Genomic DNA, 25528 nt, shown 5'->3' on the forward strand with positions numbered 1-25528 from the left:
GCCACCTGATCTCGGGGTTTCCGGAGATCGAGATCGCAAATATTGGTAGCGTCTGCCGCGTGTTGTGGTGGATGCGTGAAACCTCCCGCCAGCTCTTGGCGCTCCCCCTGGCCTTGGCCGTGTACTTCATCCCCGGCGACTTCCTGGTCCTGGTCATGGCCGTCTGGGACGTCTACGCCACGACGTACCTCATCCTCACCTGGCTGGCGTACCGGAACCGGACGCTCCCGGAGCTCCACGCACTGGCGATGGCGTCGAAGCTGCCCGGGATTTTTAGGTTTCTCACGTTCAGGCCCGCCCAGCTCTCCCAAGGCGCCGCGTTCCTGGCTTTCGGCGTGACGATCGCGGCCATGCCGCAGGCCGATCAGTCCGGCACGGGCACGCTGGTCATCGCACTGAGCGTGGTCGCCGTCCTCACCTCATGGCTGGTCCTGCAGGTCGGCTTCGTCACGCACTACCTGGCGCTGCATGCCAAGTACGGCGGGCTGGACTTTCCCGGCGACGAGGAGCCGGCGGCCGCGGACTTCGCCTACTTCGCCTTCTCCGTGGGCACCACGTTCGGCACCACGGACGTCACGGTCACCGGTCGCCGCATCCGCCGCCAGGTGCTGGTCCACGGCGTGCTGGCGTTCCTGTTCAACACGCTCATCGTGGCGGTGGCGATCACCTTCGTCACCGCGTACGTCAGCGGTTCCTGACGGAGTCGATGGGTGGGCACGGCGGGCCGCACGCCGTACCCACCCGGTCAGATCGTCAGGCGTAGACCTCCAGCTCGTAGATCCTGGTCGCGGTGTCGGACGTGCTGGTCGGGGTGGTCACGTTCAGCCGGACGTATCGGGCCGCCGTGGGCGTGATCGTGTGTGTGGTGGTGCCGGCCGTGTTGCCGGAGACCGTGACGACGGTGGTCCAGGTGGCGGCGTCCTGGCTGACCTGAAGGGTGAACGCGGCGGTGTTCCAGGTCGCGCTCTCGCCGCCCGCCCCGGCGTGCTGGACCACGAAGCGCGTCAGGGTGCTCGAGACGCCCAGGTCCACCTGCAGGTTGCCGGGCACGGTCGGCGAGCAGAACTTGTCGCCGTTGCCGCCGGACACGCTGCCGTTGACCGCCTTGGCGGGGCCCTCGCCGGCGTTGCACGCGGCCGAGCCGGTGGCCGGTTTGTTGAGCGCCAGGTTCGGGCTCTGCGGAGCGTTGTACGCCTCGAACTCGTAGATGCGGCTCGCGCCGTTGCCGTCGTTGGCGGGCGTGGTGACGTTGAGCCGCACCCAGCGGGCGGTCCTGGCCGCCACCGGGTGATAGGTACGGCTGGAGCGGCTCCCCGAGACGGTGGCCGCCGTGGTGAAGGTGACGTTGTCGGTGCTCGTCTGGATGGTGAAGGCGCCGGTGTTCCAGCCGGTCGTCTCGCCGGCGAGCCCGGCGTGCTTGACCACGAAGGCGTTGACACTCTGGTTGGAGCCGAGGTCCACGGTGAGGACCTTGGTCCCGGCCGCCGCCGAGCACCACTTGCTGTTGCCGGCCAGCGAGCCGTCCACGGCCTTGGCGGGGCTCTCCGCGGCGGCGCACGCCGTACTTCCCGTGGCGGGCTTGTTCAGCGCGAGGTTGGGGCCGAGCCGCGGCGCGGCGGGCGGCGGGGTGAAGCCGTCGCCGAACGACGGCGGCACGTCGGCGGGGTCGGTGCCCCAGGAGGACGGTGAGCCGCCCATGGTGTACGACAGGGTCGCCCCGCCGGCGAGGTCGGCGTAACGCAGCCACGGCCGCTGGGCCGGCGTGCCGTTGACGGACAGGGACTGGACGTACTGGGCCGACGGGCCCGCGCCCGTGCCGTTGATCTGGATGTCGCCGCTGGGCCGGTCGATGAGGACGGAGGGGAACAGCGGGCCGTGCAGCGCGAGCGTGTCCGCGCCCGGTGTGGGCGGATACATGCCCAGGGCGGCCCAGACGTACCACGCCGAGGTGGCGCCGAGGTCGTCGTTGCCGGGCAGGCCGCCGGCGCCCGTGGTGAAGGATTCGTTCATGACCCGGCGCACCACGGCCGACGTCCCCCGCGGCCAGGCCGCGAAGTGGTAGGCCCACGGGACTCCGTGCTCCGGCTCGTTGCCGATGTAGAAGTAGGGCTGCGACAGCCCGCCGTTGAGCTGGGTGAAATGGTGGTCGAGCCGCTGGATGGCCGTCTCCCTTCCGCCCATCATGTCGATCAGGCTCTTGAGGTTGTGGGTGACCATCCAGGTGTACTGCGAGGCGTTGCCCTCGGTGTAACCGGCCGGATTGCCGGGCGAGAGCGGCCACGGCCAGCTTCCGTCGGCGTTGCGGTCATGGATGTAGCCCGACTCGGTGTTGAACACGTTGCGCCACCACTGCGCCCGGGCCATGTAGGTGGTGTACATCGAGGTGTTGCCCTGGCTCTGCGCGAACCTGGCCACCGCGAAGTCCGAGGCGGAGTACTCCAGGGAGTCCGACGGGTCCTCGTGGATGAACTGCCGCTGCACGTACCCCGCCTGCCGGCCGCGGATCGGGGTGCCCTGGGCGGTGCCGCCGTTGGAGCTGGCGTTCATCAGCGTCAGCGCCGCGCCGGCGTCGAAGTCGCGGGCGCCGAAGGCGTGCATGCTGGTGATGATGATCGGCCCGGGGTCGCCGGTCATGACGAAGTGCTCGTTGTGATTATGCGACCACTTGGGCAGCAGGCCGCCCTGCCGGCCGTTCAGCACCATCGACTTGGCCATGTCACCGGCCTCGGCCGGGGCGATGAACGCGATGAGCGCCGCCCACGAGCGGTAGATGTCCCAGCCCGAGTAGTTCTGGTACACCGTGTGGCCGGCGGTGTGGATCACGTTGTCGAAGCCGCGGTACTGCCCGTTGACGTCGCTTGCGATATTCGGATTTATCAGGACATGGTAGAGCGCGGTGTAGAACTTCTGCAGGTCGGCCGGTGAGCCGCCGCCGACCACGATCCGGTTGAGCATCGTGTTCCAGGCGCTGTCGGCGGCGGTGCGCACCGCGGCGAAGTCGAAGCCGTTCTGCTCGGCGGCGAGGTTCGCCTCGGCGCCCGGCTGGCTGACGAACGAGATCCCGATCTTCACCTGGACGACGGGGTTGCCCGTGGTGTCGAAGTTCAGCCAGCCGCCGGAGTTCACGCCGCTCGCACTGGTCGAGCCGGTGGAGATCGTGCCGCCCAGCCAGGTGCCCACGCCGGTCGGGGCTCGGTCGAACTCCATCCGGTAGAAGATCTGGTACGTCTTGGACGAGCCGCAGAATCCGCCGCCGGTGAAGGTGCCGGTGACCGTACTGCCGCTGATGCCGATCGAGCCGCTGCGGTTGCCGGTGGCGCTGCGGCTGGCGTTGATCAGCACCTTCGCCGTGGTGGTCGCCGGGTAGGTCAGCCGCATGATGCCGGTTCGCGGGGTCGCCGACAGCTCGGCCTGGGTGTTGCCGTACGTGCTGAGCACGGCCTTGTAGTACCCGGCCTGGGCGACCTCCTGGCTCTTGTTCTGCGTGGCCTGGTAGCCGGTCCATGCGGTGCCCGGGGAGGCGCCTAGATCGCCGGTGATCGGCAGGATCCCGATGTCCTCGTTGTTGTCGCAGCCCGCGCCGTTGAAGTGGGTCAGGCTGAACTCCTGGATCTGGGTGTCGCTGAAGCGGTAGCCGGACGGCTCCGCCGTCGGCGTGTCGGGGCTGAACTGCACCATGCCGAAGGGGGCGACCGGTCCGGGGACGGTGCTGCCGCCGGCTCCGCCGGGGACCGGGTTCGGGGAGTTGCTGTCGTCGGTGCCGATGAACGGGTTGACGTGCTGGGCGAGGGGGGCGAGCGCCGCGGCGGTGCCGTACGGCAGGGGGAGGAGGAAGGTCGTCAGGGCCGTCAGGATGCATAACAGCGGGATCTTGGACATGAATGTCCCCTTTGTGACGTGAGCGCAGCGAGAGGCTGTGGTTCGCGGATCGCGGAGCCTTGGGGGTGTGGGCTGGCGGGTTCACGTCTGTGTGGTGGGGGGCCACGAATGGTCATGGGCCTCCTCGAGGGGCCATGACAACGTTGTCTACCTCTATTCAGATGTCTATTTCGCCCATGTCAATACGCTTGTCCGAAGCCGGTCACGCAGCCCGCGGGGCGTCACGCCTCCTGGGGCGCCGGCTTCAGCAGTTCCTCGCCGCGGCGCAGGGAACGCAGCCAGTTGGCGCGGGCCGCTTCGGCCGCGGCGCCTGCGTCGCCCGCACGCAGGGCGGCGAGCAGGACGCGGTGCTCCTCGTACGCCTCCTCGTGAACGGGGACGTAACCCCAGATGTGCCGCTCGATGCGGCGCAACTGCTCGTCGAGCGATTCGAGCAACTCGACCAGCACCGGGTTGCCGGCTCTGCGGTAGTAGACCCGGTGGAACTCCTCGTCGAGGGCGCTGAGCCGGTCGGGCGCGGTGGTGCGGGCCATCGACTCCAGCAGGCCCTGCATGAGGTTCAGGTCGGCTTCGGTCATCAGCGGCGTGGCCAGCTCGGCGGCCAGCGCGTCGAGCGGGGCGCCGGCCTGGAACAGGTGGGGCGCCCGGTCGAGCGGCAGGCCGGCGACCCGGGTCATCCGGCTGGCGCTGGCCTCGATGAGCCCTTCTTGACCGAGCCTGATGAGCGCCTCACGCACGGGTGTGCGGCTCACGCCGAGGAACTGCGCTATCTCGACGTCGCGCACGATCTCGTGGGGTTGCAGGACTGCGTTGAGTATCCAGCTGCGCAGCTCCTCGTAGGCGAACTGCTGAGCGCTCGTGTAGCGCCTGGCTGACTTCACTAGCGGCAGGGGCACCGCCCAAATATATCGGCTATCGCCTCCGGCCGCGATCCCGCCGCTGCTCGAATCCCGGCAATCCCGCATGACGGAGGGCCGATACCAGGGGTCTTGCCGGAAAAAGGTTGACCGATATACTGGCCGCTCATTCCGCGACGAGCACCGGTGATCCCCCAGGCCGGCACGGCCTCCGCCGGGGCGCGGCCCGGCCCACGCCCTTGACCCAGGCGTGCGGCCCGAGCCTCGTGCGGGCACGGAGAAAGAAGGCAAGACGGTGAAACCTCAGACTCGGATCGCCGCGTTGTCCCTGGTTGGTCTGCTGGCCGCGGGGTGCTCCGGCGGCCAGGGCACGGCCTCCCCCGCCGCGGGGACGGGCGGCGGCGTGCTGCGGATCGGCACCACTTTCACCTGTAACTCCATCAATCCGTTCGCGTCCACGGGAACGACGTGCGCGATGATCTTCCGCTACAACTACCCGTTCCTCGTCCAGTACATCGCTTCCGGCGCCTTCGAAGGCGACCTGGCGACGAAGTGGACCACCTCGTCCGACGGGCTCACCTGGACGTTCGACCTGCGTCCTGGCGCGAAGTGGTCGGACGGCAAACCCCTCACCGCCGCCGACGTGGCCTTCACCATCAACACGATCGTGAAATACCGCGAGGGCGCGACCGCCTCGGAAGCCGCGTCGGTGAAGAACGTCAAGAGCGCCTCCGCCCTCAGCCCCACCCAGGTCGCCGTCACCTACGAGAAGCCGACCGCCAACGTGCTCGGCCGCCTGGTGAAGATCCCCGTGCTCCCCGCCCACGTGTGGCAGCAGCACGCCACCGGCGACGGGATGCGGCTCAAGCAGACTCCGAACGCCGCGCCACTGGTCGCCGGTGGACCGTTCCGGCTGGCCAAATACTCCAAGGACCAGATCGCGCTCATGGAGCCCAACCCCCACTGGTACGGCGGCAAGCCCAAGCTGTCCGGCTTCGGCCTGCAGTTCTTCAGCAGCCCCGACGCCATGGTGAACGCGCTCAAGACCGGCAGGATCGACTACGCGGCGCCGCTGCCCATCACCGCGGCCAAACCCGTCGAGCAGGCCGGGTTCACCGTCACGCGGCAGCCCGGCTTCCGCATGCACGACCTGATCATCAACCAGTCCCCTCACCAGAAGGCCCACCCCGAGTTGCGCGAGCCGAAGGTGCGTGCGGCGTTCGAGGCCGCGGTCGACAGGAAACGCATCATCGAGGTCGCCTACCTCGGCTTCGGCACACCGGGCAGCTCCGTCGTCCCGCCGGTGAGCGGCGACTGGTACGACCCGTCGGTCAAGCCCGACGCCTTCGACCTCACCCGCGCCGCCGCGCTGCTCGACGAGGCGGGCTACCGGCCGGGCCCGGACGGCGTCCGGGCCGCCGGCGGCAAGCCCATGTCGTACGAGGTGATCATCCCCGACGTCGAGGGCGGCGAGGGAGAACGCGCCCTGCAGATCGTCACCGAGGACTTCAAGAAGATCGGCGTCCAGCTCAAGCCCCGGCCGGCCGACAACGCCACCGCCTTCGACCAGATGGCGGGCACGGACAAGAAGTACGACCAGTACACCGTCGCGCAGTGGGGCTGGATCGCCCAGCGCGACCCCGACTTCCTTCTCAACGCCATGACCTGCGGCCAGTGGGGCAGCTGGAACGACTCCGCCTACTGCGACAAGAAATACGACGAGATGTACGAGCGGCAGGCGAGCACGGTCGACGCCGGAGCACGCAAGAAGCTCGTCTGGGAGATGCAGAAGATGGTCAAGGACGCCCGGCCATACATCATCACGCACTACGACGACGTCGTCGAGGCCCACACCAAGAGCTGGAGCGGGTTCGCCACCTCCGCGCTCGGCATCCTCGACTCGCAGTCCCGCTTCGGCCTGCTGTCGTCGAGCTCCGGGTCCTGAGGATCGCCCGTGTCGCGTACCAGCCATCTGATCAGACGCCTGCTGGCGACCCTGGTGACCGTCTACGCGGTGGTGACGCTGAACTTCCTGTTGTTCCGCGTGCTGCCGGGCGACGCCGTGGCGAACATGTCGCGCGTCCCCGGCGGCTCTCCGGAGCTGACCGCCGCGCTCCGCCGGCAGTTCGGCCTCGACCTGCCGCTCTGGGACCAGTACTGGATCTATCTCGGCCGTCTGGCGCACGGTGACCTCGGCGTGTCCTTCGCCACGCAGGAACCGGTCGGCGACCGGCTGGCCGAGGCGTTCGCCAACACGCTGCCCCTGGTCACCGCCGGGCTGCTGCTGGCCCTGCTGATCGGCCTGGTCAGCGGCGCGCTGGCGGCCTGGTACCGGGGCGGATGGGTGGACAGGCTGAGCACCAACGTCGCGATCGCCTTCTACTCGGTCCCGACGCACTTCCTCGGGCTGCTGCTGATCCTGCTGCTCGGCGGCTACCTGCCCGCGCAGGGGATGCGCGACGAGTTCCTCATCGACCCGTCGGGCGCCGAGCTCATGGCCGACCTGGTCAAGCACATGACGCTGCCGGCCATGACCATCGCGCTCATCGTGTTCGGCCAGTACACGCTGGTGGTGCGCTCCTCGATGATGGAGACGCTCGGCGACGACCACGTGCTGACGGCGCGGGCGCTCGGCGCCGGCCCCGTCCGCATCCTGGCCAGGCATGTGCTGCCCAACGCCATGCTCCCCATCACCACCCTCGTCGCGCTCTCGCTCGGCGGCCTCATCGGCGGCTCGATCCTCGTGGAGAGCGTCTTCTCCTGGCCGGGCGTCGGCCGGGCCATGTACGAAGCGGTGGTCCAGCGCGACTACCCGATGCTGCAGGGAGTCTTCCTCGTGCTCACCGTCTCCGTGGTCACCCTCAACCTGCTGGCCGACCTGCTCTACGTCCGGCTCGACCCGCGGGTGGCGCGATGAGACGGCTGCGCGCCAACCCCCGGGCCACCGCGGGCGTGGCCGTACTGCTGCTGCTCACCACGGTCGCGCTGCTGGCCGGATGGCTCGCGCCGTACGACCCGATGGAGCAGGTCGGCCCCGTCTTCGGCCCGCCCGAACCCGCCCACCCGCTGGGTCTCGACGACGGCGGCCACGACGTGCTCAGCCTCCTGCTGTACGGCACCCGCCCCACGCTGTTCGTCGGCGCGGCGGCGGCTCTGGTCGCCATCCTGATCGGCGGCGTCGTCGGCGTGGTGGCCGGCTATTTCGGCGGCTGGATCGACGGGCTGCTCATGCGGATCACCGACTACGCCATCGTGATCCCGGCCCTGCCGCTCGGCATCGTCATCGCGGCGGTGTGGGGCAGCAGCATCGGCCATCTCGTCGTGGTGATCGCGCTGCTGCTGTGGACGTCCACGGCCCGCGTCATCAGGGCGGAGACCGCCTCCCTCAGGAACCGGCCCGCCATCCGGCGCATCCTCGGGCTCGGCGCGAGCCATGCCCGCGTCATCGTCCGCTTCCTGGTGCCGCAGCTCGCGCCGCTGCTGAGCGCCATGGCCGCGCTCACCATCGCGCTGGCGATCTTCACCGAGACCGCGCTCACCTTCCTCGGCCTCGGCGACCCCGACACCGTCACCTGGGGGACCATGATCCGCTTCGCGTTCCAGCGGACGGCGATGACGCAGGGCGCCTGGTGGGCCTTCGCGCCGCCCGGCGTCGCCATCTCGCTCGTCGTCATGTGCTGCTACTGGGTGTCCCAGTCGATCGAGGACACCCTCAATCCCCGGCTCAAGGTCGCGCACGCGTCCCGGACGTACTTCCAGGTGGTGAACAGATGAGCCTGCTCAGCATCCGCGACCTGGAGGTCGCCTTCTCCACCGGCGGCGCGCAGGTGCGCGCGGTGCGCGCGGTCAGCCTCGACCTCGCCCCGGGCGAGCGGATCGCCCTCGTCGGCGAGTCGGGTTGCGGCAAGACCACGACCATGCTGGCCATGATGGGCCTGCTGCCCGCGAGCGCCACCGTCTCGGGGCAGGTGCTGCTCGACGGCACGGACATCCTGGCCGGCGGCGAGACCTCGATGCGCCCGCACCGCTGGACCGACATCGCGATGGTGTTCCAGGGCGCGATGAACGCGCTCAACCCGGTCCGCAGAGTGGGCGCCCAGATCGTCGAGGCGGTCCGCATCCACGGCGGCTCCCGGCAGGAGGGCAGGCTGCGTGCCCGCGAGGTGCTCGACCTGGTCGGCCTGCCGGCGGACGCCGTGTCCCGCTACCCGCACGAGCTGTCGGGCGGCCAGCGGCAGCGGGCGGTCATCGCGCTCGCGCTGGCGTGCCGGCCCAGGATCCTGCTGGCCGACGAGCCGACCACCGCGCTCGACGTGATCGTGCAGGACCAGATCGTCACCCTGCTGAAGGAGCTGAGCGACTCGCTCGGGCTGGCCGTCGTCCTCGTCACCCACGACCTGGCGCTGGTCCCCCGGCTGTGCGACAGGGCCGCGGTGATGTACGCGGGCTCGGTCGTGGAGAACGCGCCGTGCGCCGACATCGTGCACAACCCGCGCCACCCCTACACCAGGCGGCTGGTCGAGGCGACACCCGACCTGGCCGGCGAGCGGCCGCTGACCTCCATCCCCGGCGCACCGCCCAGGCTCGACGGGCCGCTGCCCGGCTGTGCCTTCCAGCCCCGCTGCGACGAGGCGCTGGACCGATGCGCGACCAGCGCGCCCCCGCTGCTGCGGTTGTCCGGCGCCCGGTCCTGCGCGTGCCACCTGGCGGAGGTGGTCGCGTGAGCCTCGTCGCCGAAGACGTCGTCGTCACCTACGGCCGCCGGTCGCGGAGGCGGGCCGCCCCTGCCCCCGCCCTCGACGGGGTCGGTCTCACCCTCGGCAAGGGGTCCATCGTCGCGCTGGTCGGCGAGTCGGGCTCGGGCAAGAGCACGCTGGCCCGCTGCCTGGTCCGCATGCAGGAGCCGGCCGCCGGATCGGTCAGCGTGGACGGCACCGACCTCACCACCCTGCGGGGCGGGCGGCTCAAGGACTTCCGCCGCCGCGTCCAGATGATCTATCAGGACCCCTACGAGTCGCTCATCCCCCGCCAGCGGGTCAGGGACATCGTCGCCGAGGGGCTGGCCATCCACGGCGTCCCCAGAGCCGGACGGGACGAGCGGGTCCGCGAGGCGCTGACGGCGGTCGGGCTCACCCCGGTCGAGTCCTTCCTCGACCGCAGGCCGTTCGAACTGTCCGGCGGACAGCGCCAGCGGGTCGCCATCGCCGGCAGCCTCGTCCTCGAACCCGCCTACCTGATCGCCGACGAGCCCGTCTCGATGCTGGACGTCTCGGTCAGAGCGGGGGTGCTCAGCCTGTTCGGCGAGCTGCGCCGTACCAGAGAGCTGGGCATCCTGCTCATCACCCACGACCTGGCCACGGCCGTCCACGTCGCCGACCGGATCGTGGTCATGCACCGGGGAAGGATCGTGGAGGAAGGCCCGGCCAGGCAGGTGACGGCGGAACCCGCCCACGACTACACCCGCGCGCTGCTGGCGGCCACACCGGACCTCGGCCGCCCGTGAAGCCATCCGTGAAGCCATCCGTGAAGCCGCCCGCGAAGCCGACCGTGACGTCACGTCAAGAACGGAGATCCATGCGCATCGCCATGGCCCAGATGTCCTCGGGGCAGGACAGGGCCGACAACCTCCGCTGGATGGCGGCCACGCTCGACCGGGCGGCCGGTCAGGGCGCGGAGCTCGTCCTGTTCCCCGAGGCGTGCTCCTACCGGGGCCCGCTCGCGGCCGAGCACGTCGAGGACAGGACCGGGCCCACGCTGACCCTGCTGTCCGAGAAGGCGGCCGGTCACGGGATCGCCGTCCTGGCCGGCGGGCTCTGGCTCGCCTCGGGCGATCCGGGCCGGCCGTACAACGCCTCCGTCTTCGTCGGCCCCGGCGGCGAGATCGCGGCCGAATACCGCAAGGTGCACCTGTTCCGGCTGCGGGCCGCCGAGGTGGACGAGGACGAGGGCGCCTACACCACCCCGGGCGAGAACCTGGTCACCGTCTCCTACCGGGGATTCGTCTTCGGTCTGTCGATCTGCTACGACCTGCGCTTCCCCGAGCTGTACAGGGCGCTGGCCCGCTCGGGCGCGGACGTGCTGTGCGTGCCGTCCAACTTCTCCGCCGTCACCGGCGCCGTCCACTGGGAGCCGCTGCTGCGCGCCAGGGCGATCGAGAACCTCTGCTACGTCCTGGCCCCGGCTCAGGAAGGTGTCAGCCCCGACGGATTCGTCACCCACGGCCACAGCCTGGCCGTCGACCCGTGGGGCCGCGTGCTGGCCTGCGCGCAGGACGGCACCGGCCTGACCGTGGCCGAGCTTGACCGGGCCGCGCTCGATCAGGCTCGCGGCGCGCTCAACGCGCCGAACGAGACCGCCCCCTCCGTGTACGGCGGGCAGATCGCACGGGAGACGGCCCGTGGGTGACCCGGTGAAGGTCGTCCGGGTCCCGGCGGGCCCGCGCCGGTTCGCCTTCGACGGCGGCGAGCCCGCCGCGATCGAGGTCGGCGGCGGGACCCGTCTGGTCTTCGAGACGCTCGACTGCTTCTCCAACCTGCTGACCTCGCCCGAGCAGCGCTTCCGCACCGAGGCCGAGCTCATCGAGCTGGTCGGCGCGTTCAACCCGGTGTCCGGCCCCGTGGCCGTCCGCGGCGCCGTACCCGGTGACGCGCTGGCGATCACCGTCGAGCGCGTCGGCCTCGGCGCCCGGGCCGTGACGGTACTCCACGCCGACCCCGAGCTCGACCTGCCGTCCGGCGACACCCGCGTCTGCCCCGTCGAAGGGGACACGGTGTGGTTCCCGACCTCGCGGGGCCGGCTGGCGCTGCCGGTCAGGCCCATGATCGGCACCCTCGGCGTGGCGCCCGCGGGTCCCGCCTTCCCCTCCCTGCTGTCGCACGCCCGCTGCGGCGGCAACATGGACTGCCAGGCGCTACGGCCGGGAAGCGTCCTCGTCCTGCCGGTGGAGGTGCCGGGCGGGCTGGTGTCGCTCGGGGACGTGCACGCGCTCATGGGCGACGCCGAGATCACCGGCACCGCGCTGGAGGCCCCGGCCGAGGTCACCGTGACGGTGGACCTGCTGCCGGGACTGGGCAAGGCGATGGCCGGGCCGTACCTCGACGAGCCCCACCGGATCGGCGCCGTCGGCTGCGCCCACGGCGTGAGCGTCGAGCACAACCTCCGCTCCGCGATGACCGAGCTCCGGCACAGGCTGGTCGAGGAGTGCGGCTTCCTGCCCGGAGAGGCATTCCAGCTACTGGGCGCGGTCGCCGAGGTCACCGTGAACCAGTGCGTGCACGGTGGCTGGTCGTCGGTCCACGCGGCCGTGCCCCGCCACGTCCTGCCCTCCCACCTGTCCCACCCCTCTTCCTGATACGAGGGATCATGCGCGAACTGTCCCTGTACGACATAGGCCGCACCCCGCTGTACGCGTGCCAATACGACCAGCGCTTCTCCTACTGCCTGTACGTCCCCGACGACTACGCGCCGGACGGGGACATGGTCTACTCCCTCGCCGTGCTCGTCCACGGCACCGAACGGGACGTTCAGTCGTACCGGGACTCCTTCGAGGACTTCGGCAGGGCCAACGACTGCATCGTGCTCGCCCCGCTGTTTCCCGCGGGCATCCCCGACCCGGGCGAGCTGGACGGCTACAAGTACCTCGAACACCGGGGAATCCGCTTCGACGAGATCCTCCTCGCCATGGTCGAGGAGATCTCCGCCTGCTATCGGGTCGACGGGAACAGGTTCCTGCTGTTCGGCTACTCGGGCGGCGGCCAGTTCGCGCACCGGTTCGCCTATCTGCATCCGGAGCGGGTCCGCGCGGCGTCGATCGGCGCGCCCGGCGCGGTGACCCTGCTCGACGAGGACCTGCCGTGGCCCGCCGGCTTCGCAGGGGCCGAGGCGGCGCTGGGCAGGAAGGTGAATCCGGCCGCGCTCGGCCGTACCGCCATGCATCTGGTGATCGGCGCCGACGACACCGGGACCCAGTCGAACAGCGTGCTGGCGGGCCATCCCGCGTGGATCCCCGGCGTCAACGACGAGGGGATCCCGCGCACCATACGGCTGCAGGCGCTGCGGCGCAGCCTGGAACGGCACGGCATCCCGGTCCGCTACGACGTCGTGCCGGGCGTCGGCCACTACGGTCCCGGCGTGGTGAGCAAGGTGAAGGACTTCTTCACTCACGTGCTCACCGTCGACGCCGAGCGGGCCGCATCGGGAGCGCGCTGACCTGCGTCAGCGCCGACTTCCTCGCATCCCACGGCAGCATTAACCCCAAACGGGACAAATACCGCTAGCACGACTAACCGCATTGTTGCCGCATATTGCCTAGAGCGGCACTTTTGCCGATTGACATCTCCAACCATGTCGTAATGAGCATTCAATCGGAAGCCCGCCCCTAGAGGCACACAGACGACATCGGTCCCACGCCGCCTGAAGGCCGTGACCTTAAATCCTTGCTATCCGCATTGCTGCGGGTTACCAGGTCACGCCATGCGCAAGCATGCCGAAGCACGACAAAGCATCGCAAATGCATGGCAATTGCCAACAATTCAGGACATTTAATGATGAGCCATCGTTGCCGGAATCCGATTCGGATCACAGTGAAGTAACTATTCACCCCAAATGTGGCTGAATTAGGTCAACATTAAGCCCGCAGGACGAAGGGGCGGCTCATTCCACAAATGGAGCGGCGATTCCACATACCCACCCTGCGCTGGTGGGTCTGGGGTTCATCAAGGGACGAGGAATATGAGATCAGTCATGCGTCGAATGACGCAGGACCTGAGCGTGGTCACAGCATTCGTGCTGGCGCTGTCCGCACCACTGCCCGCGTATCCGGCCGTCGCGGACCGGGCGGGACCCGAAACCATCCCCCTCGACATGGTGGTGGCCGTCGACGAGTCCGGCAGCCTGTCCGCGGCCGCCGTCTCCCGGGAGATCGAGGCCACGTCCACCATCGCGCAGAGCGTGCTGAATCCGCACAGCCGGGTCACCGTGATCGGGTTCGGCAGCAACAACGGCCGGCCCGGCCAGAACGCGGTCGACGAGGTCTGCCGGCCAACCGTGGCGGACGGCGGCGTCAACCTGCAGTATCTGTCGGATTGCGTGAAGGGGCTGCATCGCCGTACCGATGCCGAGGGAAACGACACCGACCACGTCGCCGCGCTGACGCAGGCGCTGGCCACGCTGCGCAGCGGCTCCCCGGATCGCGCGCTCAAGGTGATCTTCCTGCTCACCGACGGACGGCTGGACGTGCCCCGCAGCCCCGCCTACGGCGCCGGATCGGACGCCGACCCGTTGGTGCAACAGCGCCGGAACCTGGCCGCGGAACAGCAGCTCGGCACCGTGATCGAGCAGACGAAGCGGGACGGCGCGCAGATCTGGCCACTGGGCTTCGGCGCTGCGGTCACCCAGGACAACCTGGACAGATTCGCCACCGGCGGTTCGCGGGCCGGGTGCGACGAGCGCGCCGAGTCCCAGCCCAAAGCCCGCATCGTGCGTGATGGGAGGGAGGTCAGGCGTTCCCTGCTGGAGGCGTACGCGGCGGCCACCTGCTCCGGCCTCAGCCCCACCGACTCCACGACGATCGAACCCCGTCAGTCCCGTGACCTGAAGATCGAGATCCCGGTGATCGCCACCGACGGAACCATCACGGTGAGCAAGAGCGACCCCCGGGTGCTGGTCCAGTTCGTCGACCCGCTCGGCCGCACCGTGACGGCCGGCCGGAAGCTCGGAGACTCGTCGTTCACCCACAGCGGCGCCAACACCCCGACCGAGGCGATGCGCATCGTGAACCCGGTGAACGGAACCTGGACCGTCCGGCTGACGGCTCCCCAGCAGGTCAAACAGCAGCTGGTCAGCGCCACCGCTCTCTGGCAGGGCGCGGTGCAGGCGGCCATCGTGCCGGAGCCGCCGTCTGCCCGTGCCGGGCAGGAGATCAAGATCCGTCTCTCGCTGGTCACCCGCACGAGCGCGATCACCGACGAGGCGGCCCTGCGCGGCCTGTCCTTCTCGGTCACCGCTGCCGGCGGGGGCCTGGCCCGGCCGCAGACCATCCAGGTCAGGGACGACGGACAGGCCCCCGACGACAAGGCGCACGACGGCCGCTTCGCCGGCACGTTCGTCGCACCGCAGACGCCCGGCGACGTCAGTCTCACGGGAATGGTGTCCGGAACCGGGATCAGGGCCGAGCGGGTGCCGATCGCCGTGAAGGTCAGCGGGCAGGAGATCGTCACGCAGGGCCAGATCGAGTTCGAGGGCGACGGCACCGTACACCAGGGCGCTGCGGTGAACGGCCGGTTGACCGTGCGCAACGGCGCCGCCGTGCCGAAGCGGGTCCGGCTGTCGCTCCAGGGACCGGCTGGCATCGAAGCACGTCTCGCTCCCGGCTCCCCGTTCACCGTGCCGCCCGGCGAGTCCACCTCGGACTTCGCCGTCCACTTCGGCAACGGCACCGCCCCGGGCGGCGTGTCCCTGACCGTGCGGCTGGCCGATGACGGCGACCCCTCCCTGATCTACGCCGCCGGCCTGCTCACCGTCACGGTCGAACGCCCCCCCACCTGGTGGGACGTCTACAGCCGCTACATCGCCGGCGCCGTGCTCCTGCTCCTGCTGCTGGCGCTGGTCCTGCTGCGCGTCCGCAGTGCCCGGATCCGCCGCATGAACGTGGCGGGCATCCACGCCGCGCTGATGCTCGACGGAGAGCGGGCGGGCGCCGAGCTGAAGGCGCCCCATCGCCGCTCCCGGGAGTTCCGGTTCACCGTGCGCGACTCCGGCGCCCATACCGCCCGGCTCGTGCCCGCCCGGCCCGACGACCTGGATCACGTCTTCACGGTCCGGCGGGACGGCGACGCCGGGGTCGAGGTGCGGACGCCTGACGGCGAGCGCTACCGCCTCGGCTTCGGTGCCGAGAGCGACGCGCTCCCCACCGGTCACCGGCTCGTCTTCCGCGACACCAGGAAACTCCGTGACACCAGGAAGCTCCGTGACACCAGGAAGCGACGCCCGGCGCCGGCCGGCCCCGTACAGCCTGATCGTGCGCCGGGGGCGGCCGAGGATGCCTGGCAGAAGACCGCACCCGATTACGACAGCCCCTGGCTCTGAGATCGCTAGGAGAGACCATATGAAGCTCTACCACCCCATGCTCTTCGTCGGCCTCGGGGGGACCGGGTGCGCGATCGGGGCCGGACTCGAACGCAGGCTCCGCGAGGAGATCTGCGGCCCGGACGGCTCCCACTACCAGCGCAAGCGCGAGGACGCACTGCGCTACCAGCTACCCGACTGCCTGCAGTTCGTCTACGCGGATGTGAACCAGGCCGAGCTGGACAAGCTGCCGCAGAGCGTGGTTCCCGGCCAGCAGCACGTGCAGGCCGCGCAGCGCACCGCCCACTACGTACGCGGTCTGGTCCCGCGGGTGGACTCCTATCCGCAGGTGGCGGTGAACCTCCGGCTGGCCGCCGGGGATGTGGTGCAGAACTGGCTGCCGCCGAGTCAGGGGGAACCGCGCATCCTGCCGCTGCAGAAGGGCGCGGGGCAGATGCCGACCGTGGGACGCGCGGCGCTGTTCGAGACGTTCCGCGACGGGATCGCTCCCGCGATCCACGACCTGAACACCGCGATCGGCCACATGTCGGGCAACCAGGCCGCCACCGACCTGTACCTGCTGGCCGACGGCGCCGACGCGGACTCACGGGCGGTGGACGTCTTCATCGCGTTCTCCGTCGCCGGCGGCACCGGGGCCGGAATCTTCTACGACTACTTCCACCTGATCAGCCGGCAGTTCCAGGAGACGGACCTCAGGCCGAAGATCTACCCGCTGGTGCTCATGCCCTCCGCCTTCGAGAGCGGGCGGGGCGGCGGCCGGCCGGCCGAGCTCAACGCCGGGCGCGCCGTCCTCGACCTGTTCCAGCTCGTGGACCACCAGAACACCGCCGACGCGGTCCGGCACCTGCCCGGACTGGACCGTGGCCGGGCCGACCCGGAGGAGATCGCCGTCCGCTATCCGATGGAGGGCCGCGTCGCCATGCGGCCGGGCATCGCGCAGACGGCGTTCCTGTTCTCCCGCCCGGCCGGCGCCACGCCCGGCGACCTGCGACGGTCGGTGGTCTCGCTGGTCATGTCACTGATCGGGACGGAACTCACCCCTCAGGCGCGCAACGACGGCGAGCAGCACCAATCCTTCGCCGACAGCTTCATCAACTCGGTCGCCCAGCGGCAGACCATGGCCGAGAACGGGGTGGGCAACCAGGGAGTGTCCACCGCCCTGGTCACCTCCCTGACCACGCCCGTGGAGGAACTGGCCGACGTCGTCGCCGGTCGCCTGCTGCGCGCGGGCATCGAGGAGATGCGCGAGCCGACCTGGGGCAACGAGTCCAACCGGACACTGATCGAGGAGTTCTTCACCCTCTCGCACATCCACCCGATCTTCGCGCGGCCGCCGGTGGAGTTCGCCGAACCCGAGCCGGGCGTCGGGGCGCGCGAGGTGCTCGCCGCACTCGCCGACCGCGTCGGCTCGATGCGGGCCGCCCTGGGCGAGCTCCGAGCACAGCTCGACCAGAGCGTCCCCGCCATGGTCAGCCAGTTCGACCCGGGCAGCGCGGTGATCGGCCTGCTCAGCCGGATCGACCCCTTCCGCGCGCGCCGGGTGCTCTCCGGGCACGGCTCGCTGTCCGATCCGGTGGATCAGCAGGGCGCCCAGGGACTGATGCAGCGCCGGCGCAAGCCCCCGCCTCCGCCGGACGGATTCCGGGAGATCCCGCCGTCGCTGCCCCAACTGCGCAACCGCTCCTTCGGGATGGTCAGCGTCAAATGGACCGACGAGGCGCCCACCGAAGCCCGCAACGAACAAGACATCTGGTACGGCTGGCGCAGCCGCGTTCTCTGGACGGAGCCCTGGTCCTCGCATCATCAACGATGGGAACGCGCCCTCGCCGTGGCCGACGACCACCTGCGCTCGCTCAACCAAGCGCTGCACGATGTGGCCAGGCAGGACCCGGACCGGTTCAGGGAACGCTCCGCCCATCTGTACCGGCCCAGGGTCGGAGTCGTCTTCCATCTCCCCACGGGCAGCCTCGAGCAGTTCTACCGGAACGCCGTCACGCGGGTCCGCGAGCGGCTCATGATCGAACCCACGGCCGACGACGCCACCGTGCTGCGGCGGCTGATGGATGAGGACGGCTGGCAGCAGATCTACCGGCAGTCGGTGGAAACCAGCCCGGAACGCGCGATCAACGAGCTGCGCGAGCGGATCAAGACCAACATCAAGACCTATATCCAGGAGGAGATCCAAGGACGCCCCACGCTCCTGCCCAAGCTGCGTGACCTGCTCGACCAGGCGGCCGGTCTGGGGACGGACCGGCCCAGGTTCAGCGAGGCGGACCTGGACGACTTCCGCAGCCGGCTGACCGGGCTGGTACCGCCCAACTTCACCCCGCAGGGCACCGGTCCCCTGAAGGTCCTGGTGTCCTATCCGGGTGGCGAGAGCGAGGTGATCGCCAGGTATCTGCGCACGTCGCTGAAGTTGCCCGAGGGGCCCAACATCACCTTCGAGTTCACCAGCACCACAGCGGAGTCCATCTCGGTGGTGCTGTTCCGCTCCTCCATGGGGATCACGGATGTGAAGGAGGTCCGGCACGTGCTTCGGACCTGGGCGGATGCGGTGCAGCGACCACTCCCGGGGGACTTCCTGCGCTGGCGGCAGCGCACCGGCTACGACTTCGGCTACCTGGCCACCCGCGAAGAGCATCGGGTGCGCATCCTGCATCACCTGCTGTGCGTGATGTGGAACGGGAACATCCGGGTGCTGGGCGACTCCGATTCGCCGTCGCAGGCCGAGATCAAGCTCGGCGAGGTCGGCATGACCCTCACCCTCAGGGCGCTGGAAGACGCCTCGTCCTGGGGCAGCCTGCTCCAGGCGTACGAGCTGTGGACGCTCGCCGACAACGACGATGCCGCGCGGGTGTTCTGCGCACAGCTCATGCAGGCCGCGCCGTACAAGCTCGACGAGGGCACGCATCCGCCGTCGAAGCTGTTCGAGCAGGTCGTCGGGCTCGCCGGCGACCAGGTGGAATGCCTGGACCGGATCATCGGTGAGATCCCCCAGGCGGGGAGGGCGCGGGCCCGCATGCTGCGCAGGTTCTGGCACGAGACCCTGCCCGCGGCACTGGAGTACAAGTTCGACCTGCCCTCCGCGACCAGGGAGAACCTGCGCGGCCTGTACGAGGCATACAAGAGGCGTAGCGGAGGGGCACGGTGAGCCGGCGGGTCGTCCGGCTCGATCTGCGCGGATCCGGCGACGGGGCGACGGGCGAGGTGACCGCGTTGCTGTCGGACGACAGCCGGCACGACCTCACGTCGTTGCTCGTGGTGGACGATGTCGCCACCTTGGGACGGCATCGCCTCGCCTACGAGACGCTGCTCGCCTCGCGCTACACCGATGAGGTGCTCTGCGTCGCCGTGGGCCGCGCCGACGCCGATCCGCCGCGGATCGCGCTGCCGGGCAGCCTGACGCAGGCGGCCGGGGTGCTGTGGGTGCCCGACCCGTGCGGGATCAACTGGCGGCTGGCCACCGCGGCGCCCGCCACCCGCCGGGATCGCCGGGAAGGGCCCGAAGCGGGGCTGACGTGCCTGCTGGACGTCCTGACCCTGGCCGACGTCTTCCGCGAGACCCTCAGGCTGATCGAACGCATACCCGGGCTGGTCGCGAATCCGGGCATCAGGCTGGCCTGGATGGGCGACGGCCGCAGCGACTTCCTCCTGGCGCTCCGCGCCGCCTGCGTGCGGACCCTGGCGTCCGGCAGCGCCCGGCCTCCCGACTTCCCCGCCGCTTCGGCCGCACAGCCCGCGCTCAGGCCCGTCCGGTTGCGCAAAGGCGGCCCGCTCGCGAACCAGGTGAGCCAGGCCAGGGCAGCCGTCGACGAGGCCGCAGCGCTGGGGAACGAACTGGGCGAAGCCATGTCCCTGTTCTCGGGCCCGGTTCTCGCGGACACCGCGGTGACCGCCGCCGGGCACTCCGTCGGCCTGCTGCGGGACAAGCTCGAAGAGCTCCTGATCGCGGCCCACGGGACCGCGCGACTCGACGCCGGACCCGAGGAGGCCATCGACAGGGCGGGCGTCGTCCTTCCCCCGCCGGAGGAGTTCGACGCGGCCGGGACCCGGGATTCGATCAGCGCCTACCTGGCCTCCGGCCTGGACGCGGGCATACCGCTGCCCCGGCTGATCGAGGGCCTGGACCAGCGCCAGGACCGGCTCATGCCCTCTGGGAGCCGGGCGCTCGTCCCCGCGCTGCACCGGGCCTGCCCGGACGCCCTGGTGAAGGGGCTGTCCGACCCCGAACCCATGCCAGGCCCGCAACCCTGGCTGCCCGCCGTCGGCGCACTGGCCGCGGCGATGGCGGCGCTGTCCCCGTTCGGACCGGCCAGCGGCCTGGTGATGGCGCTGCTCTGGACGTTGCTGGTCACCCTCACCGTGCTGCGCGGGCCCGGTGCGCGGCGGCTCGGCCACACCGGCGCGCTCTGTCTCAACGCCGCCGCGGCTGGGGCGGCCGGCGCCGTGACCGGGCTGGTCGTCACCGACCCCCTGCCGCCGCCCGTGTGGCCGTTCCTGCTGGTCGCGGCGCTGGCCGGGGCGGTATGGACGGTGCGGGAATCCTGGCGGTCCAGGACGATGCGATGGCTGGCCGCGTGCCACCTCGACGAGGCCGAAAGGGCGATCGACGAGATGCTCTCCGTCGCCGCCGCGGCCGCCGGGGAATGGGCGCGGGCGGGAGCCCGCATCGAGACCGCGGACGCCGTCGCCCGGATGAACGCCGCCCTCGCGCATGTCGCGGCCGTCCTCCGCGATCACGTCGACCAGCCGAACGGGCACCACGCAGGGCCGAGCCGGCGGGATCGGCGGGTCGAGCACTTCCTGGCCGATCTGGTGCGCGCGGCGATGGCTCCCCGGCTGCGCGCGCTGGCGGCGGGCTCCACCGCCGAGCACGGCGAGCAGGCCGGCCAGAAGACCGCCGAGCTCTTCGCGGAGTGGGAAGAGCACGTGGCCCAGCACGGCACACACGATCCTCCGCCGTTCGCCACCGAGTGGGTGATCGAGGCCGCCACCGGCTCGGACGAGGACCTGACGGAGCTGACGGAGGCCGCGAGCCAGGATCCGCACGCCGCCATGTGGCAACTCTGCCTGGCTCAGGACCTGTCGCTGCTCGACGTGGGCACGGAGCCGCCCGCGGTGGTCCGCTTCGCGCCGCAGCACTGCCGTACCGCCATGGAGGGGGCGCTGCCCGCCGGCATCACCTGGGTGCCCTCGGCGCGGCACGCGGGGACACTCCGCCTGGTCCCGGTACGGCCCGGCGTCGCCTACCAGAGCTGGACCGATGAGCTGGAAGCCGAGCAGGAGGGCAGACGCTGATGGCACAACCGGGACAGACGCTGCGCTTCCGTGACCGCCATGGCGCCTGGGCCGAGGGCGCGGTGACCGCCTGCCACGACGATCCCGCCCAGCCTGCGCCGCCGCTGCGATCCTGCCTGGTCACGCTCACGTACGCCGATGGAACACGGCACGAGGTCCGCCACGTCGGCATCTCCGGTGAGGAGCCGGGCATCGGATACGGCGCGCTCGACAACGAGATTCTGGCGGGGCTGCGGCTGAGCAGGCTCTGCGGATCCGGGCCCTACCCCCCGCAGGTCTCCCGCCTGATCGGATACGAGGCGGACGGCGAGCGGCCGTTCGTCCTGCTGGAGCCCTGCCGCGGCAAGCCGGTCGGCGGCATTCTGGGCAGGATCCTGCCCAGCGAGAAGTCGATCTTCCAGGCGAGTCTGCTGACCGGCCTCCGGTGGATCAGCGCCGCCGGAATCGCACACCGCGCGATCTCCCCCGAGACGGTCTATTGGGACAGCGTGAACGCGCAGATCATCGGGTTCACCGAGGCCGCGCTCGCCGGAACGCCGCGGACCGTCGCGGGCGCGCCCCCGTGGTGGGCGCCCGAGCAGCGGCCCGGCACCGTGGGCGGCACGGTGAGCAGCGAGGACGACGTCTGGGCCGCGGGACGGCTCATCTTCTACGTGACCACCGGCCACGAACCCGACAGAGCCGACCTGACCGGGGCGGATCCCGACCTGGCGCGCCTGCTCGCCGGCATCTTCGGGCCTCCGGCGGGACGGCCTCCGGTTCGCGAGCTCCTCAGCCGGATCAACGTGGCGGACCCGGTGCCCCGAGGGCTCTCGCCCGACGCCTCCCTGGAACGTGGCCGGGCCGACTTTCTCAGGCTGAGGGCCGGCAAACACCCGGAAACCGCGGTCCCCGCCGGCCCGCAGCCGGCCGAACCGGCCGCGAAGACGGAGACGCCCCAGCGCAAGCGGGGATGGGGACGGCGCCGATGAACGGTCTCCATCAGATCGCCTACGAGTGGACGCGGCTCCCGACGGGCGCCGCCTTCAGCCCCACCCGATCCACCCTCCCGCGGGACGAACTGGCCGGCGTTCACCGGCGGGTCCAGCACTGGCTGCGCACCGATCCCTCCGGCTCGCCCGAGGTCAGCCACTTCTACGGCGTCTTCGACGACCGCGCGGTGTTCATCCGGCGGGAGCAGCCGCAGGGTAAGTACAGCGCGAGGGCACAGCTGCTCCTGGGAACGCCCTCCCTGCTCACCCCGCGGCTGGCGCTCGAGGTGCGTGACTGGCAGTGGCTGCGGGCCGGCGACGACCTCGTGCTCCTCACCCGGCGGGCCATCGAGCCGTACCGGGTCAGCCTGGACTCCGAGGCCCGCTCGCCGGAGTCGCTGTCGCAGCTGGTGCCCCTGTTGTCGCACGCCCTGGGCGCCGGCGACGGCTCGATCCGGCTGGCCCCGTCCAGCTGTGCCTATCCGCTGCTCTGGGGCCTGGACACGATCTTGAACGGCTTCGCCGTGGACGATCCGGACGGGGTGCGCCGGCGGCTGTCCTTCGAAACCTATGACGACCGGACCAGGCCGCCGCATCATCCTGGGCTGTTCATCCGGTTCAGCGAGGGCGCCGGGAGCCTCTCCCCGCACCCGACGTACGACGCAGTCGCCAGCCGGCTGGTCGCCCACTACTCTCGCAAGGCCACCGGAGTGCCCATGCCCCCTCCAGAACCGCCCCAGCCGGCTCCGCACCCCGCCGGCGGCAAGCTCGTCCCCTGCCCGATCTGCGCCTCCACGCTGAACTGGGAGGAACAGGACCTCTACCGGTACGACCGGGTCAAGGACGCCTACGTCCCCCTCACGATCCCGCCGGCCGCAAGCCCCACGCAGCAGGCGGTGTTGCGGCGCACGGCCTTCGTCCGCTGCGCGGATCCGGATGCGGCCGACCCCGGCTCCGCGCACTACCTTCCGCTGGCGTACGGCCAGCACGGCACGCCGTCCGTCTACGGATTCGTCGGCGCCACCAACTCGGGGAAGACTCACCTGCTCATCGCCATGATCGCGCAGATGGAGAAGCACGGGCTCGGGTTCGGGCTGAGCCATCAGGCCATCAGCCTGGCGGGGCATCAGAGCCTGATCGACGAGCAGGTCAGTCCCTTCCTCAACGACTCGAGAGTCGTGGAGCACACGCGGCCGGGAACCATCGGCCTGGTCGACATCTTCGTGGTTCGCGAAGGAGAGGGCCAGGCACGGCCGGTCGCCCTGTTCGACGTCGCCGGCGGCGACCTGCTGGAGATCGAGTCCGCCCGCCGCTTCCTGGACGTCGCCGACGGACTGATCTTCGTGGTGAACGCGGCGGAGCTCGGCCGGGACGAGCTCGGTGACCGGACCTTCGGCACCGTCCTCGAACTCCTCCAGGCTTCGGGCCGGCTGCCCGAGCTCAGTACGGCGATCGTGCTGTCCAAGGCGGATCTGCTGCGCTTCGACGACCCGATCGCGCTGTGGCTGCGGCAGGAGGATCGGGTGCTCGACGCGGAGTCGTCGCTGCGCGAAAGCGCCGACGTCTACGCCTATCTTCAGGCCAGGCGCGCCCTGGCGTGGACACGGCCCTACCGGGAGTGCCGCAAGGCCACCTTCCACGTCGCCTCGGCGACCGGCTCCGACCTGGTCGTGGACAAGACCTTCGTCCGGGGTGTGTGGCCCCGCCGGGTGCTCAACCCGCTGATCTCCCTCATGGCGATGACCGGCGTGCTTACGTCCCCGGAAGCTCGGAAGATCGGAATCTGATGAACACTGCGCCAGTTGACCAGGTCGAGTTCCGCTGGCAGCCGGGCAAGGACTTCAGCCCGATCGCGTCCTCCACCGACGACCGCCACATCCTCAACGCCTGCCAGATCCTCATCAAGGCGGCGACACTCCCCAAAGGCGTGACGATGAGCCACAGGAGCCTCGTCTACCACGTTCTTCCCGACTACGACATCGCAGCGATCATCGAACGCTCCTGCGACCCCAGCGCCCTCCTCGTCGGGGACCACTCCCGGAGGGAAAGCGGCGGACGCCATCCTCAGGTGGCCCGCGCGTTGATAGGCACCAGCGAGGCGGTGGGCGTCAACCTGGCTCTCGCATGCCAGTGGCGGGGGCTTCGCGCGCTTCGGCTCCTTCCGCCGCCCGGCCAGGTGGCCCCTCGTCAACGACTCGAGAAGGTTCCCGCCGGCGAGCTCGAAGAGCTGGTCGGAGAGTACCTGGAACACGCCGACGGCCTTTCGCAGCCCCCGGAGGGCCTGGCCTACCTGATCGCGGGGGCGCTCAGGGAACCGCGCCGGCCGATGGCCGCCGTACTCCCCGCGGCCAGCCTGCAAGGGCCCATCCAGGGCAGCTACCTGTGCGGGCTGCGGTTCACCGCCGGTGTCCTGCTCAGCGGCATCGACAACGGCTGGATGCCCTCCTTCTCCACCTTCGAGCCGTCCCAGAGCGACGACTCCCCGGGACGGGTACCGCACCTCGTCTTCCGTGCGATGGAGGTACGCGGCGGCGCCCCGCCCATGCAACCACGGGACGAAAACAAGATCTTCCTCACGGAGGAGGCCGGGTACGTCCTCTCGTCTCCGGACGACTACGACATGATCGCGCACTGCCTGGCCACGGCATACCACGAGCTCGGCCGGGTCGGACTCGCCAAAAGGCTCGACCCCATCGTCGCGGGCCATCCGTCCCTGGCGGACCGGCTCAACGCGACCCTGGCCGAGCTCGGCGCCTTCCTCCCCGCTTCCCCCGCGCTACCCTCGCCGGCGCACGCGCCCCCTACGACCCCCTCCGCGCAGGCTCGGCACCTCCGGCCCGACGACGACCTGACAGCGGCTCCGCCGGCCATGGACGACAAGCTCCTGGTGAAGCTGTACAACGCGCTTCCCCAGGAGCCCTGCGACGACTTCTTCCGGGCCGTCGAATGGATCTGCGCCGCCGCGAGCCGCCGGGTCGTCGTGCCGGAACCCGACGTCAGGCGCATCATCAGTCAGCTGAACCATCACGACTGGTACGTACGCCAGCTCTCCGCGCACTATCGGGATCAGGCGCCCTCGCGGCTGGCGGGCCTGCTGCAGCCGGTCCTCACCGGCAAGCTCCGAGACCCCCGGACCATGTCCTGGCTGGCGGACCGGATCTCGCAACCGGACGGGATCTGGACCCCGGCGATCACGCTGATCTACGCACGCCTCGCCGACCCGGAGGACGCCGCCGCCTTGGCGGCCTCGCTCGTGCCCGACCTGCTGGACCGGATCCGGGCGACGCACCGCGATCCGGTCGCGGGCAACCCTCCACGATCACCGCTCACCTTCCTCTCCCGCTTCCTGCGACAGCGCGTGACGGTCCCGCGATGGCTGCTGACCGGCCTGGCGACGACCGTGATCGTCACGGTTCTCATCCTGGTCCGGTGGTGAGC

The 25528-nt window shown here is 70.4% G+C and carries 17 protein-coding genes; 15 read left to right on the forward strand and 2 right to left on the reverse strand.

All coding sequences use genetic code 11. The features are described 5' to 3' along the window. Window positions 1-71: 71 nt before the first annotated feature. Entirely contained in the window at window positions 72-698 is a 627-nt protein-coding gene (locus FVE25_RS13350) for a DUF1345 domain-containing protein (protein WP_157246856.1), read from the forward strand. 55 nt (window positions 699-753) lie between these two features. On the opposite strand, the gene FVE25_RS13355 is transcribed toward FVE25_RS13350, so the two are convergent. Beyond that, window positions 754-3879: a GH92 family glycosyl hydrolase gene (locus FVE25_RS13355; RefSeq protein WP_157246857.1), complete on the reverse strand. Its 3126-nt coding sequence runs from the start codon at window positions 3877-3879 to the stop codon at window positions 754-756. 221 nt (window positions 3880-4100) lie between these two features. Then, window positions 4101-4775 (reverse strand): GntR family transcriptional regulator, encoded by a 675-nt coding sequence (locus FVE25_RS13360; protein ID WP_181019572.1) that lies wholly within the window; start codon window positions 4773-4775, stop codon window positions 4101-4103. Window positions 4776-5031: 256 nt separating this feature from the next. On the opposite strand from FVE25_RS13360, the gene FVE25_RS13365 reads away from it, so the two are divergent. From FVE25_RS13365 to FVE25_RS13430, 14 genes are all read left to right on the forward strand, one after another. Then, a complete protein-coding gene (locus tag FVE25_RS13365; protein ID WP_157246859.1) occupies window positions 5032-6681 on the forward strand; it encodes an ABC transporter substrate-binding protein in 1650 nt (549 codons plus the stop codon). A gap of 9 nt (window positions 6682-6690) precedes the next feature. Next, window positions 6691-7653: an ABC transporter permease gene (locus FVE25_RS13370; protein ID WP_157246860.1), complete on the forward strand. Its 963-nt coding sequence runs from the start codon at window positions 6691-6693 to the stop codon at window positions 7651-7653. Next, a complete protein-coding gene (locus FVE25_RS13375; RefSeq protein ID WP_157246861.1) occupies window positions 7650-8510 on the forward strand; it encodes an ABC transporter permease in 861 nt (286 codons plus the stop codon). The genes FVE25_RS13370 and FVE25_RS13375 overlap by 4 nt, the downstream gene beginning before the upstream one ends. Next, window positions 8507-9460 (forward strand): ABC transporter ATP-binding protein, encoded by a 954-nt coding sequence (locus FVE25_RS13380; RefSeq protein ID WP_157246862.1) that lies wholly within the window; start codon window positions 8507-8509, stop codon window positions 9458-9460. Before FVE25_RS13375 ends, FVE25_RS13380 begins: the two co-directional genes overlap by 4 nt. Then, on the forward strand, window positions 9457-10239 hold the full coding sequence (locus tag FVE25_RS13385) for an ABC transporter ATP-binding protein (RefSeq protein ID WP_157246863.1): 783 nt from the start codon (window positions 9457-9459) through the stop codon (window positions 10237-10239). The genes FVE25_RS13380 and FVE25_RS13385 overlap by 4 nt, the downstream gene beginning before the upstream one ends. Window positions 10240-10310: 71 nt before the next feature. Then, on the forward strand, window positions 10311-11141 hold the full coding sequence (locus FVE25_RS13390; protein ID WP_157246864.1) for a carbon-nitrogen hydrolase family protein: 831 nt from the start codon (window positions 10311-10313) through the stop codon (window positions 11139-11141). Beyond that, window positions 11134-12087 carry an acetamidase/formamidase family protein gene (locus tag FVE25_RS13395; protein ID WP_157246865.1) on the forward strand — a complete coding sequence of 318 codons (954 nt, stop codon included), beginning with the start codon at window positions 11134-11136 and terminating at the stop codon, window positions 12085-12087. The genes FVE25_RS13390 and FVE25_RS13395 overlap by 8 nt, the downstream gene beginning before the upstream one ends. Window positions 12088-12098: 11 nt before the next feature. Then, window positions 12099-12944, forward strand: coding sequence for an alpha/beta hydrolase (locus tag FVE25_RS13400; RefSeq protein WP_157246867.1), 846 nt, complete (start codon window positions 12099-12101; stop codon window positions 12942-12944). A 534-nt stretch (window positions 12945-13478) separates the two neighbouring features. Continuing rightward, window positions 13479-15821: a VWA domain-containing protein gene (locus FVE25_RS13405; RefSeq protein ID WP_181019573.1), complete on the forward strand. Its 2343-nt coding sequence runs from the start codon at window positions 13479-13481 to the stop codon at window positions 15819-15821. Between the two features lie 19 nt (window positions 15822-15840). Beyond that, entirely contained in the window at window positions 15841-18972 is a 3132-nt protein-coding gene (locus FVE25_RS13410; protein ID WP_157246871.1) for a tubulin-like doman-containing protein, read from the forward strand. Beyond that, window positions 18969-21119: a hypothetical protein gene (locus tag FVE25_RS13415; protein ID WP_157246873.1), complete on the forward strand. Its 2151-nt coding sequence runs from the start codon at window positions 18969-18971 to the stop codon at window positions 21117-21119. Before FVE25_RS13410 ends, FVE25_RS13415 begins: the two co-directional genes overlap by 4 nt. Then, a complete protein-coding gene (locus tag FVE25_RS13420) occupies window positions 21119-22090 on the forward strand; it encodes a protein kinase family protein (RefSeq protein ID WP_157246875.1) in 972 nt (323 codons plus the stop codon). Before FVE25_RS13415 ends, FVE25_RS13420 begins: the two co-directional genes overlap by 1 nt. Continuing rightward, on the forward strand, window positions 22087-23877 hold the full coding sequence (locus tag FVE25_RS13425) for a GTPase domain-containing protein (protein ID WP_157246877.1): 1791 nt from the start codon (window positions 22087-22089) through the stop codon (window positions 23875-23877). Before FVE25_RS13420 ends, FVE25_RS13425 begins: the two co-directional genes overlap by 4 nt. Beyond that, entirely contained in the window at window positions 23877-25526 is a 1650-nt protein-coding gene (locus tag FVE25_RS13430) for a hypothetical protein (RefSeq protein ID WP_157246879.1), read from the forward strand. Before FVE25_RS13425 ends, FVE25_RS13430 begins: the two co-directional genes overlap by 1 nt. Window positions 25527-25528: the final 2 nt, after the last annotated feature.

The organism is Nonomuraea typhae, from assembly GCF_009760925.1.
Classification (GTDB): domain Bacteria; phylum Actinomycetota; class Actinomycetes; order Streptosporangiales; family Streptosporangiaceae; genus Nonomuraea; species Nonomuraea typhae.

Coding starts and splice junctions, on each gene's coding strand:
- FVE25_RS13375 (WP_157246861.1), top strand. CDS start 7,650: ATGAGACGGCTGCGCGCCAACCCCCGGGCCACCGCGGGCGTGGCCGTA.
- FVE25_RS13380 (WP_157246862.1), top strand. CDS start 8,507: ATGAGCCTGCTCAGCATCCGCGACCTGGAGGTCGCCTTCTCCACCGGC.
- FVE25_RS13390 (WP_157246864.1), top strand. CDS start 10,311: ATGCGCATCGCCATGGCCCAGATGTCCTCGGGGCAGGACAGGGCCGAC.
- FVE25_RS13400 (WP_157246867.1), top strand. CDS start 12,099: ATGCGCGAACTGTCCCTGTACGACATAGGCCGCACCCCGCTGTACGCG.
- FVE25_RS13420 (WP_157246875.1), top strand. CDS start 21,119: ATGGCACAACCGGGACAGACGCTGCGCTTCCGTGACCGCCATGGCGCC.
- FVE25_RS13355 (WP_157246857.1), bottom strand. CDS start 3,879: ATGTCCAAGATCCCGCTGTTATGCATCCTGACGGCCCTGACGACCTTC.
- FVE25_RS13430 (WP_157246879.1), top strand. CDS start 23,877: ATGAACACTGCGCCAGTTGACCAGGTCGAGTTCCGCTGGCAGCCGGGC.
- FVE25_RS13350 (WP_157246856.1), top strand. CDS start 72: ATGCGTGAAACCTCCCGCCAGCTCTTGGCGCTCCCCCTGGCCTTGGCC.
- FVE25_RS13410 (WP_157246871.1), top strand. CDS start 15,841: ATGAAGCTCTACCACCCCATGCTCTTCGTCGGCCTCGGGGGGACCGGG.
- FVE25_RS13425 (WP_157246877.1), top strand. CDS start 22,087: ATGAACGGTCTCCATCAGATCGCCTACGAGTGGACGCGGCTCCCGACG.
- FVE25_RS13405 (WP_181019573.1), top strand. CDS start 13,479: ATGCGTCGAATGACGCAGGACCTGAGCGTGGTCACAGCATTCGTGCTG.